The organism is Limnobaculum allomyrinae (genome assembly GCF_016649425.1).
Lineage (GTDB): Bacteria > Pseudomonadota > Gammaproteobacteria > Enterobacterales > Enterobacteriaceae > Limnobaculum > Limnobaculum allomyrinae.
The window spans coordinates 427,598-444,205 of sequence record NZ_JADRCR010000002.1; the positions used below are offsets into that span (position 1 = coordinate 427,598).

Below are 16,608 nucleotides of genomic sequence, written 5' to 3' on the forward strand. Positions count from 1 at the left end.
TATGTCCCAGGCAGCAAGAAACGTCCGTGATGAGCAAGAAAGAAAGAAGAGCACCGGACGCAGTAACGGAACTCAGCTCATTGGTCTAATCTTTCTGCTGATGGTGATAGGTACCGTGGTATGGGGATGCTGGGCAGTTATTCATTGGATGAATGACGCCGAACGCTTACCGCTTTCTCGTTTAGTGGTTACCGGTGAGCGGCATATTACGACCAACGATGATATTCGGCAGACCATTTTGTCGTCGGGTGCACCGGGTACCTTTATGTCTCAGGATGTGGACGTACTGCAACAGCAGATTCTGCACCTGAAATGGATTAAACAGGCCAGCGTACGTAAGCAATGGCCTGATGAGCTTAAGATTCATATTGTGGAGTATGTCCCTTACGCTCGCTGGAATGACCTCCAGCTGCTAGATAAAGATGGCAATGTATTCAGCATACCGGCAGAGAGAGTGAGTGATAAGAATCTTCCTCTGCTATATGGTCCGGAAGATGGTGAGAAAGAGGTTCTGGAAGGATACAACAGCATGAACCAGGCGCTGGCCGCCGCAAAGTTTAAGCTGAAGACCGTGTCAATGAGTGAACGCCGCTCATGGCAGTTAGTGTTAGATAACGATGTGCGCATCGAGCTGGGAAGAGAAAACCGAACCAAGCGTTTAGATCGCTTTATCGCTCTCTATCCTACGCTGTTGCAGCAAGTACCTGCGGATAAGCGTATTGCCTCGCTGGATATGCGCTATGACACCGGTGCTGCGGTTGGTTGGGCACCCGCATTTATTGACAGTCAGGCAATTTTTTCTGATTGAGTGAAACAACAACTAGAGTCAGGCAATAAATAATGATCAAATCGACAGACAGAAAACTGGTGGTTGGACTGGAAATTGGCACAGCAAAAGTCGCTGCGCTGGTTGGAGAAGTACTGCCTGACGGTATGGTTAATATTATTGGCGTAGGAAGCTGCCCATCGCGCGGAATGGATAAAGGCGGAGTTAACGATTTAGAGTCAGTGGTTAAATCTGTACAGCGAGCCATTGATCAGGCTGAACTGATGGCAGATTGCCAGATTGCTTCGGTTTATCTGGCGCTGTCAGGTAAACATATCAGCTGTCAGAACGAGATAGGTATGGTGCCTATCTCTGAAGAAGAAGTCACACAGGAAGATGTAGAGAGCGTGGTTCATACCGCTAAATCGGTGCGGGTTCGTGATGAGCACCGGATTCTGCATGTTATCCCTCAGGAATATGCCATTGACTATCAGGAAGGGATCAAAAATCCGGTAGGACTTTCTGGTGTGCGGATGCAGGCAAAAGTGCATCTGATTACTTGTCATAATGACATGGCTAAAAACATTGTTAAAGCGGTAGAACGCTGCGGACTTAAGGTAGATCAACTTATTTTCGCCGGTTTAGCCTCAAGCTATGCCGTTTTGACAGAAGATGAACGTGAACTGGGTGTCTGCGTCATTGATATTGGCGGTGGAACCATGGATATCGCTATTTATACTGGCGGTGCTCTGCGTCATACTAAAGTTATTCCTTACGCAGGTAATGTGGTTACCAGTGATATCGCTTATGCATTCGGGACTCCGCCAACGGATGCCGAAGCAATAAAAGTGCGTCATGGATGTGCTTTGGGTTCTATCGTCAGCAAAGATGAGAACGTAGAAGTCCCTAGCGTTGGTGGTCGACCACCGCGTAGTTTACAGCGTCAGACGTTAGCTGATGTGATTGAGCCGCGTTATACCGAGCTGCTTAATCTGGTAAACGATGAAATTTTGCAGGTGCAGGAACAACTGCGTCAACAAGGGGTTAAGCATCACTTAGCCGCCGGTATTGTGTTAACAGGGGGAGCGGCTCAGATTGATGGTTTAGCTGAGTGTGCTCAAAGAGTGTTCCATACCCAAGTGCGTATTGGACAGCCACTGAATATCACTGGACTAACGGATTATGCGCAAGAGCCTTACTACTCAACGGCAGTAGGTCTGTTGCACTACGGTAAAGAGTCTCACCTCAGAGGCGAGACTGATGTAGAAAAAAGAACATCTATGCGTAGCTGGGCACAACGTTTGACCGGTTGGTTACGTAAAGAATTTTAATCAGTAGTGCAATTAACGTGTTTTAAGCGATAATTCATTGCGTAAGAGTTAAAACGGAGAGAGAAATTATGTTTGAACCAATGGAGCTAACCAACGATGCGGTGATTAAAGTCATCGGCGTTGGCGGCGGCGGCGGTAATGCTGTCGAACATATGGTGCGTGAGCACATTGAAGGCGTTGAATTCTTCGCCATCAATACTGATGCTCAAGCGTTGCGGAAAACGGCCGTTGGCCAAACTATCCAGATTGGTAGTGGTGTAACCAAAGGCTTAGGCGCAGGTGCTAACCCTGAAGTGGGCCGCAATTCTGCAGAAGAAGACCGTGAACAACTGCGTACTGCACTGGAAGGTGCGGACATGGTATTTATTGCTGCCGGCATGGGTGGTGGTACCGGAACCGGTGCTGCGCCAGTTGTTGCTGAAGTGGCAAAAGACTTAGGTATTCTGACCGTTGCCGTGGTAACCAAACCATTTAACTTCGAAGGTAAAAAGCGTATGACGTTTGCAGAGCAAGGCATTGCCGAACTCTCCAAGCATGTTGACTCGCTGATTACTATTCCTAATGACAAGCTACTGAAAGTATTAGGTCGCGGTATTTCACTGCTGGACGCTTTCGGTGCAGCCAATGACGTACTAAAAGGCGCGGTGCAGGGTATTGCTGAACTGATTACTCGTCCGGGCTTAATGAACGTTGACTTTGCAGACGTACGTACAGTGATGTCTGAAATGGGCTATGCCATGATGGGTTCAGGTATTGCTCGCGGTGAAGATCGTGCTGAAGAAGCCGCTGAGATGGCTATCTCCAGTCCGTTACTGGAAGATATCGATCTGTCTGGTGCCCGCGGCGTTCTGGTTAACATTACGGCTGGCTTTGACTTACGTTTGGATGAGTTCGAAACTGTTGGTAACACCATCCGTGCATTTGCATCGGATAATGCTACCGTGGTTATCGGTACTTCTCTGGACCCGGATATGAGCGACGAGCTACGAGTGACTGTTGTTGCAACCGGTATCGGTATGGACAAGCGTCCTGAAATTACGCTGGTCTCTAAATCACCGGCCACTCAGCCAGTCGATCATCGCTATGCTCAACATGGTTTAGCACCTCTGCAACCGCAAGAGAGCAAACCTGCTGCAGCGAAAGTGGTAAATGACCAGGGCGTTCAGCCGAACAAAGAGCCTGATTATTTAGATATTCCAGCCTTCTTACGCAAACAAGCGGATTAATTAGGCTGTTAACGCTGAATGATTTGGATTCTCCGCTCTTTATGCTAAACTGGCGCGGAGACCGTGGTGTAAACTACGGTAAATTGGATCAACAATGCGAGATAATACGATGATTAAACAGCGGACACTAAAACGCATCATTCAAGCTACTGGCGTCGGTCTTCATACCGGACGCAAGGTTAGCCTGACTCTGCGCCCGGCCGCAGCTAATACGGGTGTCATCTATCGTCGTACTGACTTGAATCCACCGGTTGATTTTCCGGCAGATGCAAAATCCGTGCGTGATACCATGCTGTGTACTTGCCTGGTAAATGAAGATGACGTACGTATTTCTACTGTGGAACACCTTAATGCTGCGTTAGCAGGATTAGGCATCGACAACATTATTATTGAAGTTGACGCACCAGAAATTCCAATTATGGATGGTAGTGCGGCACCTTTCGTCTACTTACTGTTAGACGGCGGAATTGAAGAACTGAACGCACCGAAGAAATTCCTGCGTATTACTCAGCCTGTTCGCGTCGAAGACGGCGACAAGTGGGCTGAACTGACACCTTTTAACGGTTTCAGCTTAGACTTTACTATCGATTTTAATCACCCGGCGATTGATTCCGGTTCACAACGTTATCGCATGAATTTCTCTGCCGATGCGTTTGTTCGTCAGATCAGTCGTGCACGTACCTTTGGGTTCATGCGTGATATCGAGTATTTACAGTCTAAAGGCCTGTGCCTGGGTGGCAGCTTCGATTGTGCTATCGTAGTAGATGATTATCGTGTGCTGAACGAAGATGGTTTGCGTTTTGAAGACGAATTTGTTCGTCATAAAATGTTGGATGCTATCGGTGATCTGTTTATGTGTGGTCACAACATTATTGGCGCATTTACTGCGTTCAAATCTGGTCACGCATTAAACAACAAGCTTCTGCAAGCTGTATTAGCGAAACAAGAAGCCTGGGAATACGTTACTTTTGAAGACGAAGCTGAAATGCCACTGGCATTCAAAACGTCGAGAACTGTACTGGCTTAATCGCTGGGTAATTACGGTTTTTTAGTACGATTTAAATTATTACGGCTTGTTGCGCTGGTTACTCTCTCTCCAGCTAGTGCAGCAAGTCGTTCTAGTTTCTCTTTCAGCCTTTTTGGGCTCCTCGCTGCCAATTCCTTCAACTGTTTTGCACTCTGTTCACTAAGCTGACGCATAGGCACATCATCTTTTGTGCTTTCCGGAATGTAGCGATGGACTAAATTTTCAGCAGTCTGCTTATTTGTGCTTAACTTTGGATTAATCTTTATGTCGATTGATACTAAAGATGGTAATATTTCACTCCTGAGTGTGCTTAATAATGTTTGTTGTTCATAACGTAAAAGTGTCAACCAACTGGCATTTGCCACCTCAAGGACTAAAATACCTTGACGGTAGTTAGCAACTCGACAGAATTCGTGCAGTTGTTTAGGTAACAGAGCCTTAACTGCCTTATTAAGTTTTATCAGCGCTATGGCTCGTTGCTGGACGTTTCGCAACAGGTCTGTATCATCAAATAGCGTATCTAATAATAATGGGCGACTATCGCGCATAAGCAGATTCCGGCAGGTAATAGTTAGTTGATAATGGGTATTTTAAATCGTTGGCGACAATTTGGTAGGCGTTATTTTTGGCCGCACCTCTTATTGGGGGTTGTGGCAGCCAGCATTGGTGCGCCCGCAAGCCTGAACGGTTTACCTCAACAAGTTTCATTATCTGCAGCCTTTTCAAACGTCAATCCAATTAATCCGGCAGTTCCGGGTGTTGGGCAGTTGGCGTTATCCAGCGAAATTAACACGCGGCCACTGCAAAATCTTAATCCGTGGCAACATTTCGCGATTCGTAATTATCTTACCCGTCTTGCAGTTTCCTTCCCTCAGGATGACGTACCCTCCGATGAGGTGAAGGTCAGTGATGATAAGCTAACGCTTAGCCATCATGCTCTTCTGGATTCATTATCGATACAAGCGGCTATTGAAGTAACGCTGCCTTCGACAGTATCGCGTCTAATTCCCCTTGAGTCGACTTTTATCCTTCACCCTGTCAGATTTTGGCTGAGCAAGGTACAGGGTATCCGCGCAGGTCCTGCTTCATACGCATAATCATCCCGGTAATGAGGTTATCCTTGTTACTTCGGGCGCATTTTTTCTGATTTTTTTCTTTGAATTCATACTGCCGGACAAGGCAGTACTAAAGAGACATTTAGACCTATGTTAACTAAATTAATGACAAAAGTTTTCGGTAGCCGTAATGACCGGACACTGCGCCGTATGCGTAAAAGCGTTGAATCTATTAACCGCCTTGAACCAGAATATGAAGCATTATCTGACGATGAGTTGAAGGCTAAAACTGAGGCATTCCGTGAGCGTCTGGCGAAGGGCGAGTCGCTGGAATCAATCATGCCAGAGGCGTTTGCCGTGGTGCGTGAAGCCAGTAAACGCGTATTTGGTATGCGTCACTTCGATGTGCAGATGATCGGCGGTATGGTGTTAAACGATCGTTGTATTGCAGAGATGCGTACCGGTGAAGGTAAAACCTTAACTGCAACATTGCCAGCCTATCTGAATGCCATTACAGGCCGTGGTGTACACGTAGTAACCGTGAACGACTATCTGGCACGACGCGATGCGGAAAATAACCGCCCGCTGTTTGAATTCTTAGGCTTAACCGTAGGTATTAACCTGCCGGGTATGCCGCCTCCGGCAAAACGCGAAGCCTATGCTGCGGATATCACCTATGGTACCAACAACGAATTTGGCTTTGACTATCTGCGTGACAACATGGCATTCAGCCCTGAAGAACGCGTTCAGCGTAAGCTTTACTATGCGTTGGTGGATGAGGTTGACTCCATCTTAATCGATGAAGCGCGTACCCCGCTGATTATCTCTGGCCCTGCAGAAGACAGCTCTGAGCTATACAGAAAAGTTGATAAAATTATTCCTAAGCTGCTGCGTCAGGAAAAAGAAGATTCCGATACCTTTGAAGGTGAGGGGCACTTCTCCGTTGATGAGAAGAGCCGTCAGGTTAACCTTACTGAGCGCGGTCTGGTACTGATTGAGCAATTGTTGATGGAAGCAGGAATGATGGAAGAGGGCGAATCGCTCTATTCTCCTGGTAACATCGTATTAATGCATCACGTAACCGCAGCACTGCGTGCTCACGCGCTGTTTACTCGCGACGTTGACTATATCGTTAAAGATGGTGAAGTCATTATTGTTGATGAGCACACAGGCCGTACCATGGAAGGCCGCCGCTGGTCAGATGGTTTGCATCAGGCAGTAGAAGCCAAAGAAAGGGTTGAGATTCAGAATGAGAACCAAACTCTGGCTTCTATTACCTTCCAGAACTATTTCCGTCTGTATGAGAAACTGGCCGGTATGACCGGTACGGCGGATACTGAAGCATTCGAATTCCGTCAGATTTACCGTTTAGATACCATTGTTGTACCAACTAACCGTCCAATGGTTCGTGATGATATGCCCGATCTGGTCTATATGACTGAGAAAGAGAAGATCGATGCCATCATTGAAGATATTAAAGATCGCAGCACTAAGGGGCAGCCAATTCTTGTAGGTACTATTTCCATCGAAAAATCGGAAGTGGTCTCTAATGAACTGAAAAAAGCCGGTATTGCTCATAAAGTTCTGAACGCCAAATTCCATGAAATGGAAGCCGAAATCGTCGCTAACGCAGGTCAGGAAGGGGCAGTAACTATCGCTACCAACATGGCGGGTCGTGGTACTGATATCGTGCTGGGTGGTAGTTGGCAGAGTGAGCTCGCTGAGCTGGAAGATCCAACTGAAGCACAGATTCAGGCGGTTAAAGCGGCATGGCAAGAGCGCCACGACCGCGTACTGGCTGCCGGTGGTTTACATATTATCGGTACCGAGCGTCATGAATCCCGCCGTATTGATAACCAGCTGCGTGGGCGTTCTGGTCGTCAGGGTGACCCGGGTTCATCACGTTTCTATCTGTCGATGGAAGATGCACTGATGCGTATCTTTGCTTCTGACCGGGTAGCAGGAATGATGCGTAAGCTGGGTATGAAGCCTGGTGAAGCGATTGAACACCCATGGGTAACCAAAGCTATCGCTAACGCTCAGCGTAAAGTAGAAAGCCGCAACTTTGATATTCGTAAGCAACTGCTGGAATTTGATGACGTTGCTAACGATCAGCGTCGTGCTATTTATGCTCAGCGTAATGAACTGCTGGACATTAGCGACATCAGTGAAACTATCGACAGTATCCGTCAGGATGTGTTTACCACCGTGATTGATAACTATATCCCACCTCAATCTTTGGAAGAAATGTGGGATGTGCCGGGGCTTGAAACGCGTCTGAAGAACGATTTCGATCTTGACCTGCCGATTGCCCAGTGGCTGGATACTGAGCATGAACTGCACGAAGAGACGCTGCGTGAACGTATTGTTGAAGAAGCGGCTAAAGTTTATCACCAAAAAGAAGAGGTTGTTGGTGATGAGATGATGCGTAACTTTGAGAAAGGCGTAATGCTGCAAACGCTGGATACCATGTGGAAAGAGCATTTGGCCGCAATGGACTACCTTCGTCAGGGTATTCACCTGCGTGGTTATGCGCAGAAAGATCCTAAGCAAGAGTATAAGCGTGAGTCGTTCTCTATGTTCGCCAGCATGCTTGAAGCGTTGAAATATGAAGTTATCAGCGTACTGAGCAAAGTTCAGGTACGTATGCCGGAAGAAGTTGAAGCTGTAGAGCAACAACGTCGTGAAGAAGCAGAACGTTTAGCTCGCCAGCAGCAGTTTAGTCATCAGGAAGAGAATGCACTGGAAGAAGAGCCAGCGCCTAATCAACCAATGGTGCGGGAAGAGCGCAAGATTGGTCGTAACGACCCGTGCCCTTGTGGTTCCGGTAAGAAATATAAGCAATGTCATGGTAGTTTGCAGTAAGTTTATTAAGAGATGAGAGCGCCGGTAGGCGCTCTCAGACTGATGACAAACCAGATGAATTAGCTTCAATAGACATTCCGGTCGTAAAAACTTAAGTGCTTATATTAACTTTGTGCTCGACCGGAAAACAGTCTGTACTTGGCCTCAGCGCATGTCGGGCCTGGTCTGCCTACGGGCACTTCGTTGGCTTACGCCAAGTCGACCCCCACGGCAGCCCCTCCCGACAATTAGCCATGTTAAGACATAAAACTGAATTATATGACTTTGTCATTAATCGAGAGCGCCTGTTGGCGCTCTCCTTTTATCTACACAATAATAACTGACCAATGAGTATCCCTATGAAGCGAATCGAAATAGCTGTTGGAATAATAATTGATATTAAGCAGGCTATATTTGTTACCCAGCGACTTAAAGGTAGCCATCTTGCTGGTTATTGGGAGTTTCCCGGTGGAAAAGTGGAATCAGGCGAAGATGCAGAACAGGCACTAAGACGTGAGCTTCAGGAGGAAGTAGGCATTAAGATGACTCACTCCAGCCTGTTAACAACGTTGGAGTATGACTATCCCGACCGCCAGCTAACGCTGCATTTCTTTATCGTAGATGGTTGGGAAAGTCAGCCGGAAGGACGTGAAGGTCAGGTATCTCGCTGGATTGACGTTTCACAGCTGAATGTTGCAGAGTTTCCACCAGCAAATCAGCCAGTGATTGCTGAGTTGAAACAGCGTTACCGCACAGCGTAATTGACTGGCCATGCGGTAGCTTTTAAAGGATAAGTTGCTGGAGATTACTTCTCCTCTTCGCCCCATTCATCACTATCAGATTGGGCGCCAGAGCTTGGAATTCGTTTCTCTTCATCGGCCCATTCACCTAAATCAATTAACTGGCAGCGCTTACTGCAAAATGGCCGGTAAGTGCTTTGTTCATTCCAGATAACGGGTTTTCCACAGGTAGGGCAGTTTACCTGAAGGGGGGTGTCACTCATGAAATACTCCCAAATAACATAATCAATAGCAAAACCAAATGGTTATCTACTTAGCGTCAATAACCTGACATTGCTGATGTCAGTGACACCAGCAAATAATAATTAACAGCAGGCAATCTCAAAATTAAACCTTTCCGGCGTGTCACCGAGATCGCTGTCAAAAGGCATAAAGCGAATAGCGAAGCGAGATTTATGGCCAGAAACCTGCGGATAAAGCTGATAAGCCGAGTCCACTCGAATACGCAGGATATCGCTATCTTCAGCAGTATCCTGATAGAAACCGTTCAAACTGGTCTGTTTTTGAAAGACCCCGGATTGTCGGATTAAATCAAGGCAGGCATTAAGTGCGTTGCTGAGTGGTGTTGTGGTTTCAATCCATTCGGTTACTTGTTCATCTCGCTGTAACTTAGGATTATGTAACCACATATGCAATACCGGCAAATCAAAGCTGCAACAGCCGCCGGGAATACTTAAACGCTGACGAACCATACTAATCAGGCGGTCGTCTTTCAGCTCCTGTCCAAGGCGAGGCGCTGCCAGTAATGTATTAGCCAGTTCTTTTAAGGTATGGCGTAAAGTACTCAAACGTTCACTATCAACACCGGGAACATCAATCCATTGTAGTAACTTATGTTGTTGACGATCCAACTCTTTAACCAGCTCAGTACGAACATCACCGCGATCCATAATATCCAGTAGTTCACTTACCGTGCGGAAAAAACTTAACGTGTTGGTTAAATTAGTCAGTGAGCGATTGTGCTGTAACTGCTGCAGCAGGAATTCAAGGCGTAACCAGGTACGGACTTTTTCATTAAGCGGATGTTCAAAAAGTATGTTCTGGGATAAATCACTCATATCGACAAATCCTGCTTGTTGAATTGATTGGCTAAGGCTAAATATTTTTGATGCAACAGGGCAATTTGCGGTATCAACGCTTCAGGCTTCCTGTCGTTATTCAGCACGTCATCTGCATGTGACAGGCGCTCTGCACGGGAAGTTTGGGCAGATAAAATTTGCTCTGCCAACTGTAAACTACTTCCATCGCGGGCCATTATTCTACTTAATTGCGTCTCTCTGCTAACATCCACCACTAACACGCGGTTAGCGCGGGAACATAGATTATTCTCTATCAGTAATGGGACAACCCAAAGCAAATAAGGTGCCGTTATATTTGCAAATTGACGTTGGGTTTCCTGTTGAATCAGTGGGTGGAGCAGGTTATTTAACCACTGTTTGTCAGCAGAATGACTAAAAATACGTTCACGTAATTTTTTACGGTTTAAACTGCCATCGGCCAGCAGTATTGAATGACCAAAATGATGAGCAATCTGTTGGAGAGCATCACGGCCTGGTTCTACCACCTGGCGGGCAATAATATCAGCATCGATGACGGGAACACCTAAACGCGAAAACTCATTGGATACGGTTGATTTTCCGCTACCAATGCCGCCGGTAAGTGCCACGATATAACTCATATAAAAGCCTGTAACAGTATGGATAGTTCAATAATAAAGGGATCTCACAGAAGTGCAAGCCATCCGGCAACGGCGAGAAAAGGACCAAAGGCAATCGTGTTGTTTTTAGTTTCTCTATTCCGCCTGGTTAGCAGGAAATAAATTAATCCACTCAGACTGGCCGTTACCATAATAACAGGTAGAGTCTCTACGCCAACCCAGGCACCAAGCCCTGCCATCAGCTTAATATCGCCACCGCCTAATCCATGCTGACCTTTGACTAATCGAAATAACATCGCTGGTATCCAAAGGAGTGTGTATCCAATGAGTGTTCCTGACAGAGATTCTGATAAAGATAATGGCGATAAACCAATCAGAGCAAAAATCAGTCCACTCCAAATTAGTGGCAGAGTAAATATATCCGGCAACAGTTGATGAGATATATCGACCAGCGATACGGTTACCAGCCATAAGGTGACAGATAACAGGATGGTTACTCTGACAGGGTCAGGATCTGAAGCAGCAATGACCATGAACATCAGTCCACAAACCAGTTCTGTTAAGGAGTAATGGAAACTGATGGCTTTATGACAAGATGAGCATCGGCCACTAATCCATAACCAGAGAATAATTGAAAACAACCATCGTTTTGAATGCGGATGAGTGCAATGAAGATATAAAGGATGCAAGAACAAAGACGAAGAAAATTTTACCGGCCCGGTTGGTAAGGGGGGCGTAATATTGATTATCTGGCAGTATTGCTGTTGCCAGCGGGTAAATAAAATAGCAGGAACTTGGTGGGCAAGGCGTGTGGTCAGATTACCGCCTGTCAGGCCAAGTAATCCGAAACTGAGGATTATAAAGGCGTTATCCATGGATTGCCTTAATCTGCTTTTTCGCAGATAAATTTGTGGGATTATAGCTGAAATTTTTTCAAAATCTCAGACTTGTTCATTAATTATTCATGTGTATGATAACGTCACTGGAAATGGCCAACATTCAGCTTATAGCTAATTTGCGATACGTCGCCAAAAACCAGGAAAACTACAGATATGCGCATTGAAGAAGATTTGAAGCTGGGCTTCAAAGATGTCTTAATCCGTCCTAAGCGTTCCACGCTGAAAAGTCGTTCAGAAGTAGAACTTGAACGCACCTACACTTTTAAACATTCAGGCCATCAGTGGTCCGGTATTCCTATTATTGCCGCGAATATGGACACTGTGGGTACCTTTACCATGGCTGAGGCATTAGCCTCTTTTGATTTGCTGACTGCGGTACATAAGCATTATACCGTTGAGCAATGGCGTGAGTTTGTCGCTCGCGTACCTGAATCTGTACTGCGTCACGTCATGGTATCAACCGGAACATCAGAAACAGATTTTGCTAAGCTGGGTCAGATTCTGGCACTTTCACCAGCACTGAAATTTATCTGTATCGATGTGGCGAATGGCTACTCTGAGCATTTTGTTGCCTTCCTGCGTAAAGCGCGTGAAGCCCATATGGATAAAGTTATTTGTGCCGGTAACGTGGTTACGGGCGAGATGGTAGAAGAACTGATTCTTTCCGGTGCAGATATCGTTAAAGTAGGTATTGGCCCTGGCTCTGTTTGCACAACACGTGTGAAGACTGGCGTTGGCTACCCTCAACTGTCGGCCGTCATCGAATGTGCGGATGCTGCACACGGCCTGGGCGGTCAAATTGTTAGTGATGGTGGCTGTACCACACCCGGCGATGTCGCTAAAGCTTTTGGTGGCGGTGCAGACTTTGTCATGCTGGGCGGAATGTTGGCAGCTCATGAAGAGTGCGAAGGCAAAATTATCGAAGAGAACGGCAACCAATATATGCAGTTCTACGGTATGAGCTCTGAATCAGCGATGAACCGTCACGTTGGCGGGGTTGCTGAGTATCGTGCAGCGGAAGGCAAAACCGTGAAGTTGGCTTATCGTGGCTCAGTAGAGAACACCGCCAGAGATATTCTCGGTGGTCTGCGTTCAGCCTGTACTTATGTTGGAGCGGAGCGTCTGAAAGAGCTGACTAAGCGTACTACTTTCATTCGGGTTGCTGAGCAAGAGAACCGAGTATTCGGACAGGGCTAAGTCAGCTTTGAACCCTTAAAATATTTAGTCTGAGTGCGCCAAATGGCGCACTTTTAGTCACTAAGATAGCCAACCCTCGAGCCAGACCCGGTGCCCTGGATGCCAGATACGCATTGTATCCGACTGAGCATCATGCGTGATGTATTTACCACCGTAATATTCTCAGAATCTGATTTAATGAATTCCTGAAAACCATCATGCAGAGCTTACTGTATTAATATCGTGAGGGTTATTAATCCGTCTTGCGGTAGAAATCTGGCGATTGGCCCAGAATACCGTCAGCAGTCGTTGCAATCCGATAAATCCAAATAGCAGAATACCGATCACAATCTTAGTCCACCAGGAGCTAAGTGTTCCGTCGAAATTAATATAGGTCTGGATTAATCCTTGAATTAACACGCCAAACAGAGTGCCAAATACGGTTCCAACCCCACCGCTCAGTAACGTTCCACCAATAACTACCGCGGCAATGGCATCCAGTTCAACCCCAATTCCTGCCAACGCGTAACCAGCTGAGGTATAGAAAGAGAAAACGATACCTGCCAGAGTTGCCAGTCCGGTAGAGAGCATGTAAATACCGATAGTGGTTTTGCGGGTTGAGATCCCCATCAGTTGGGCAGAGGTGGCGTTGCCGCCAATGGCATAAACATTGTTTCCAAAGCGCGTTTTATGAGCGAGAACCATACCGAAAATAACCACCAATAACATAATAATGGCTAACAGACTAAAGCGGCCACCGCCCGGAATCTTCCAGGCTACAGCGGATAGTGTGCTGTATAATGGATGATCGATAGGAATCGATTGTTCTGAAACTAAAAAGCTAACGCCTCGCAGAAAGAACATTCCGGCCAGAGTAATAATAAAGGCGGGGATCTTTAAGGCATCAATTAACCACCCCATCAGGGCACCAAATGAGCAGCCCATTACCATAATAACCACAAAGGCAGTTAATGGGTCGAAACCCCATTCACCAATGGCTTTAGCCAGGAATACCCCGGTAAAGGCAATCACAGATCCCACAGAAAGGTCGATGCCACCAGACAGAATGACAAACGTCATACCTACGGCAACAATGCATAGAAAAGCGTTATCCGTCAGTATATTGCAAATAACTCGCGTGGATGCAAAACCAGGAAAGCGGGCAAAACAGAACATATAGCCCATCACGAAAACGGCAATGGTAATCATCAGGGGAAGATGGCGTTTAAACATGACCGGTTCTCCTTTTAAACAGACGGATAAATGCCGGGGACTGCAACACCAGAACCAGCAATACAACTAACGCTTTAACCACCAGATTCCACTGAGGTTGATAGCCGGAGAGCAAAATGCCGGTATTCATACCCTGAATAATTAAGGCACCGATGAGAGAAAGTGCCAGACTAAAGCGCCCTCCCATTAGTGATGCACCGCCGATGACTACGGCAAGAATAGCGTCCATTTCCAGCCATAAACCGGCATTGTTGGCGTCGGCACCACGGATATCCGCAGCAACAATAACACCGGCAATAGCTGCACAAATACCGCTGAGAATATAGGTGGACATTACCACCATACTGGTATTAACCCCCGCATTTTTGGCTGCCCGAATATTGATACCCGCGGACTCAATGAATAACCCCAGTGCAGTTTTGCGGGTAAGTAGCCAAAGTAGAACAAATACGGCAACGACAATAGAAACTGGCGTTGGTAAGAACAGAAACGTTCCACTACCAATCCAGGCCAGAGCAGGGTCATTAAAGGTGACAATTTGCCCCTCGGTAATCAGTTGAGCAATACCGCGGCCCGCGACCATTAACATTAAGGTGGCCACTATGGGTTGTATTTTGAAGATAGCGACCAGAAACCCGTTCCAGACACCACATAATGCTCCGGCACTTAAGGCGGCAAGCAATACGATGTACAGTGGAAAACCTGCGGTTGTCATACTGGCGGCGGTTGCGCCGGCAATCGCCATAACTGCACCAACAGAAAGGTCGATACCGCCGGTAGCAATAACCAGCGTCATACCCAGCGCAAGAATAGCTACAGGGGCGCAGCGGTTTAGAATATCGATAATGCTGCCAAACAGGCGTCCATCCTGAATATGAATATCGAAAAAGTTGTTAGCCACCAGCGCATTGACAATTAAAATGGCAATCAGTGCGGCAACCTGAGCAATACCTTTCGGCAGGCCGAACCCCTTTCTGTTTGTTGATGAAACAGGAGGTGCTGAGGGTGATGTCATAAGTTTCTCCTTTAAGCCGCAATCGCGTTCATGATGGCGGGTACGGATAACTGTTCCGCTGGAATTTCAGCTATTTGCTTACCATCGCGTAAAATAATCACCCGGTCAGCGTAACCAATAAGTTCTTCAAGCTCAGAGGAGATAACTAACAATGCCAGACCATCGGCACACAAGGTCTCAATCAGACGAATGATCTCAGCGTGAGCTCCAACATCGATACCGCGGGTAGGTTCATCAAGGATCAGAAACTGCGGCTTGGTTACCAGCCAGCGTGAGAGCAGTACTTTTTGTTGATTGCCCCCGGAAAGAAACTGAATGGGTTGTTCTGCACTGGGGGTTTTGATTCCTAACTGGCGAATAAAACGAGCGGCGATGTCATCTTGCTCTTTGCGAGAAATAGGGTGCAGCCAACCGCGTTGAGTTTGTAAAGCCAGAATAATATTTTCTCTGACTGAAGCGGCTGCAATGATCCCTTCTGTTTTACGGTCTTCCGGACAGAAACCAAAGCCTAATGATGATGCCTGCCGGGCTGACCTTATTTTTACTTCCCGACCTTTAACCCTGGCTTTACCACTATCAGCAGGTTTAATACCAAAGATAACTTCTGCGGTTTCAGTTCTGCCTGAACCCAGTAACCCCGCCAGTCCAACCACTTCACCGGGACGAACCTGTAAGTCAAAGGGAAGAATAGTGCCTTTTTTACCATAGTGCTCAAAAGCCACTGTTGGTTTATCGCTTCTCAACGTGCGTCCGGCGCGGCGCAGAGCGTTATCTTCCAACTCTCTGCCAAGCATCATTTTTACCAGCTCAATTTGTGGTAGTTCGGCCGTAATCCGGGTACCTACTAATTCACCATTACGCAACACGGTAATTCGGTCGGTAACGGCGTATACCTGCTCAAGAAAGTGAGTAATAAAAATCAGACTTACACCCCGGTTGCGTAAATCGCGCATAATGCTGAACAGTAGTTCTACTTCGCTGGTATCCAGACTAGCGGTGGGTTCATCGAGGATCAAGACTTTAGCGGAAAGGTCAACTGCTCGGGCAATGGCGACAATTTGCTGCATGGCGACCGAGTAATAGCCCAGTGGTTGGGTAACATCCAGCTCAAAACCATAACTGGCCATAATTTTCTGAGACTGACGAATAATTTCTTTTCGGTTTACCAGCCCAAATTTTCTGGGTTCACGACCAATAAACAGATTATCCGCGACTGACATATTGGGTAGCAGATTAACTTCCTGATATACCGTACCGATTCCAATGGACTGAGCATGAGCCGTACTGGTTGGATTAATCTCTTTTCCTTCCAGAAAGATAGTTCCACTGTCTTTTGGGTAAACACCAGTTAACGCTTTAATCAGAGTGGATTTGCCTGCGCCATTTTCTCCCAGTAGCGCCATAATCTCGCCGCGACGAAGCGTCAGTGAAACATCGTGCAGTGCTCTGACGCCGGGAAAAGATTTACTGATCCCTTTGATATCCAGAAGAGTATCGTCTGAGTGCTGTTGCTCTGTCATAGATTCCCCTGTTTTCACTGGTGATAATGTTATTAATATGATTGCAGACAGATAGGGTA

General features: G+C 46.7%; 16 protein-coding genes. 8 read left to right on the top strand and 8 right to left on the bottom strand.

Features of this window, described 5'->3' with window-relative positions:
- Position 1 precedes the first annotated feature (1 nt).
- From ftsQ to lpxC, 4 genes are all read left to right on the top strand, one after another.
- On the top strand, positions 2 to 808 hold the full coding sequence (gene ftsQ, locus I2494_RS06160) for a cell division protein FtsQ (RefSeq protein WP_218466219.1): 807 nt from the start codon (positions 2 to 4) through the stop codon (positions 806 to 808).
- Between the two features lie 32 nt (positions 809 to 840).
- Positions 841 to 2,097: a cell division protein FtsA gene (gene ftsA, locus I2494_RS06165; protein ID WP_108900158.1), complete on the top strand. Its 1,257-nt coding sequence runs from the start codon at positions 841 to 843 to the stop codon at positions 2,095 to 2,097.
- A 68-nt stretch (positions 2,098 to 2,165) separates the two neighbouring features.
- A complete protein-coding gene (ftsZ, locus tag I2494_RS06170) occupies positions 2,166 to 3,323 on the top strand; it encodes a cell division protein FtsZ (protein ID WP_130592326.1) in 1,158 nt (385 codons plus the stop codon).
- Positions 3,324 to 3,432: 109 nt separating this feature from the next.
- Entirely contained in the window at positions 3,433 to 4,350 is a 918-nt protein-coding gene (lpxC, locus tag I2494_RS06175; RefSeq protein WP_168189713.1) for a UDP-3-O-acyl-N-acetylglucosamine deacetylase, read from the top strand.
- Positions 4,351 to 4,361: 11 nt separating this feature from the next.
- Here lpxC and I2494_RS06180 read toward each other — a convergent pair whose 3' ends face one another.
- Positions 4,362 to 4,898, bottom strand: coding sequence for a DUF721 domain-containing protein (locus I2494_RS06180; protein ID WP_218466220.1), 537 nt, complete (start codon positions 4,896 to 4,898; stop codon positions 4,362 to 4,364).
- A 30-nt stretch (positions 4,899 to 4,928) separates the two neighbouring features.
- On the opposite strand from I2494_RS06180, the gene secM reads away from it, so the two are divergent.
- The 3 genes from secM (at position 4,929) to mutT (ending at position 9,010) form a co-directional block, all read left to right on the top strand.
- Positions 4,929 to 5,447 (top strand): secA translation cis-regulator SecM, encoded by a 519-nt coding sequence (secM, locus tag I2494_RS06185; protein WP_218466493.1) that lies wholly within the window; start codon positions 4,929 to 4,931, stop codon positions 5,445 to 5,447.
- Between the two features lie 108 nt (positions 5,448 to 5,555).
- Positions 5,556 to 8,270, top strand: a complete 2,715-nt coding sequence (gene secA, locus I2494_RS06190) for a preprotein translocase subunit SecA (RefSeq protein WP_218466221.1) — start codon at positions 5,556 to 5,558, stop codon at positions 8,268 to 8,270.
- 338 nt (positions 8,271 to 8,608) lie between these two features.
- Positions 8,609 to 9,010 (top strand): 8-oxo-dGTP diphosphatase MutT, encoded by a 402-nt coding sequence (gene mutT, locus I2494_RS06195; RefSeq protein ID WP_218466222.1) that lies wholly within the window; start codon positions 8,609 to 8,611, stop codon positions 9,008 to 9,010.
- A gap of 44 nt (positions 9,011 to 9,054) precedes the next feature.
- Here mutT and yacG read toward each other — a convergent pair whose 3' ends face one another.
- The 4 genes from yacG to I2494_RS06215 form a co-directional block, all read right to left on the bottom strand.
- On the bottom strand, positions 9,055 to 9,252 hold the full coding sequence (gene yacG / locus I2494_RS06200) for a DNA gyrase inhibitor YacG (RefSeq protein WP_218466223.1): 198 nt from the start codon (positions 9,250 to 9,252) through the stop codon (positions 9,055 to 9,057).
- A 102-nt stretch (positions 9,253 to 9,354) separates the two neighbouring features.
- Entirely contained in the window at positions 9,355 to 10,107 is a 753-nt protein-coding gene (zapD, locus tag I2494_RS06205) for a cell division protein ZapD (RefSeq protein WP_218466224.1), read from the bottom strand.
- Positions 10,104 to 10,727, bottom strand: coding sequence for a dephospho-CoA kinase (coaE, locus tag I2494_RS06210; RefSeq protein WP_218466225.1), 624 nt, complete (start codon positions 10,725 to 10,727; stop codon positions 10,104 to 10,106). Before coaE ends, zapD begins: the two co-directional genes overlap by 4 nt.
- A 44-nt stretch (positions 10,728 to 10,771) precedes the next feature.
- Positions 10,772 to 11,581 (bottom strand): prepilin peptidase, encoded by an 810-nt coding sequence (locus tag I2494_RS06215; protein ID WP_218466226.1) that lies wholly within the window; start codon positions 11,579 to 11,581, stop codon positions 10,772 to 10,774.
- 177 nt (positions 11,582 to 11,758) lie between these two features.
- Between I2494_RS06215 and I2494_RS06220 the strand changes: the two genes are divergently transcribed.
- Positions 11,759 to 12,802 (top strand): GMP reductase, encoded by a 1,044-nt coding sequence (locus tag I2494_RS06220; RefSeq protein WP_218466227.1) that lies wholly within the window; start codon positions 11,759 to 11,761, stop codon positions 12,800 to 12,802.
- A 195-nt stretch (positions 12,803 to 12,997) separates the two neighbouring features.
- Here the strand turns inward: I2494_RS06220 and yjfF are convergent, their stop codons facing one another.
- Genes yjfF through ytfR form a run of 3 tightly spaced genes read right to left on the bottom strand, consistent with a single transcriptional unit; the run spans position 12,998 to position 16,549 of the window.
- Complete coding sequence (gene yjfF, locus I2494_RS06225) at positions 12,998 to 14,014, bottom strand: galactofuranose ABC transporter, permease protein YjfF (RefSeq protein ID WP_218466228.1); 1,017 nt, start codon at positions 14,012 to 14,014, stop codon at positions 12,998 to 13,000.
- Positions 14,007 to 15,029 carry a galactofuranose ABC transporter, ATP-binding protein YtfT gene (gene ytfT / locus I2494_RS06230; protein WP_218466229.1) on the bottom strand — a complete coding sequence of 341 codons (1,023 nt, stop codon included), beginning with the start codon at positions 15,027 to 15,029 and terminating at the stop codon, positions 14,007 to 14,009. The genes yjfF and ytfT overlap by 8 nt, the downstream gene beginning before the upstream one ends.
- 11 nt (positions 15,030 to 15,040) lie before the next feature.
- Positions 15,041 to 16,549: a galactofuranose ABC transporter, ATP-binding protein YtfR gene (ytfR, locus tag I2494_RS06235; RefSeq protein WP_218466230.1), complete on the bottom strand. Its 1,509-nt coding sequence runs from the start codon at positions 16,547 to 16,549 to the stop codon at positions 15,041 to 15,043.
- Positions 16,550 to 16,608: the final 59 nt, after the last annotated feature.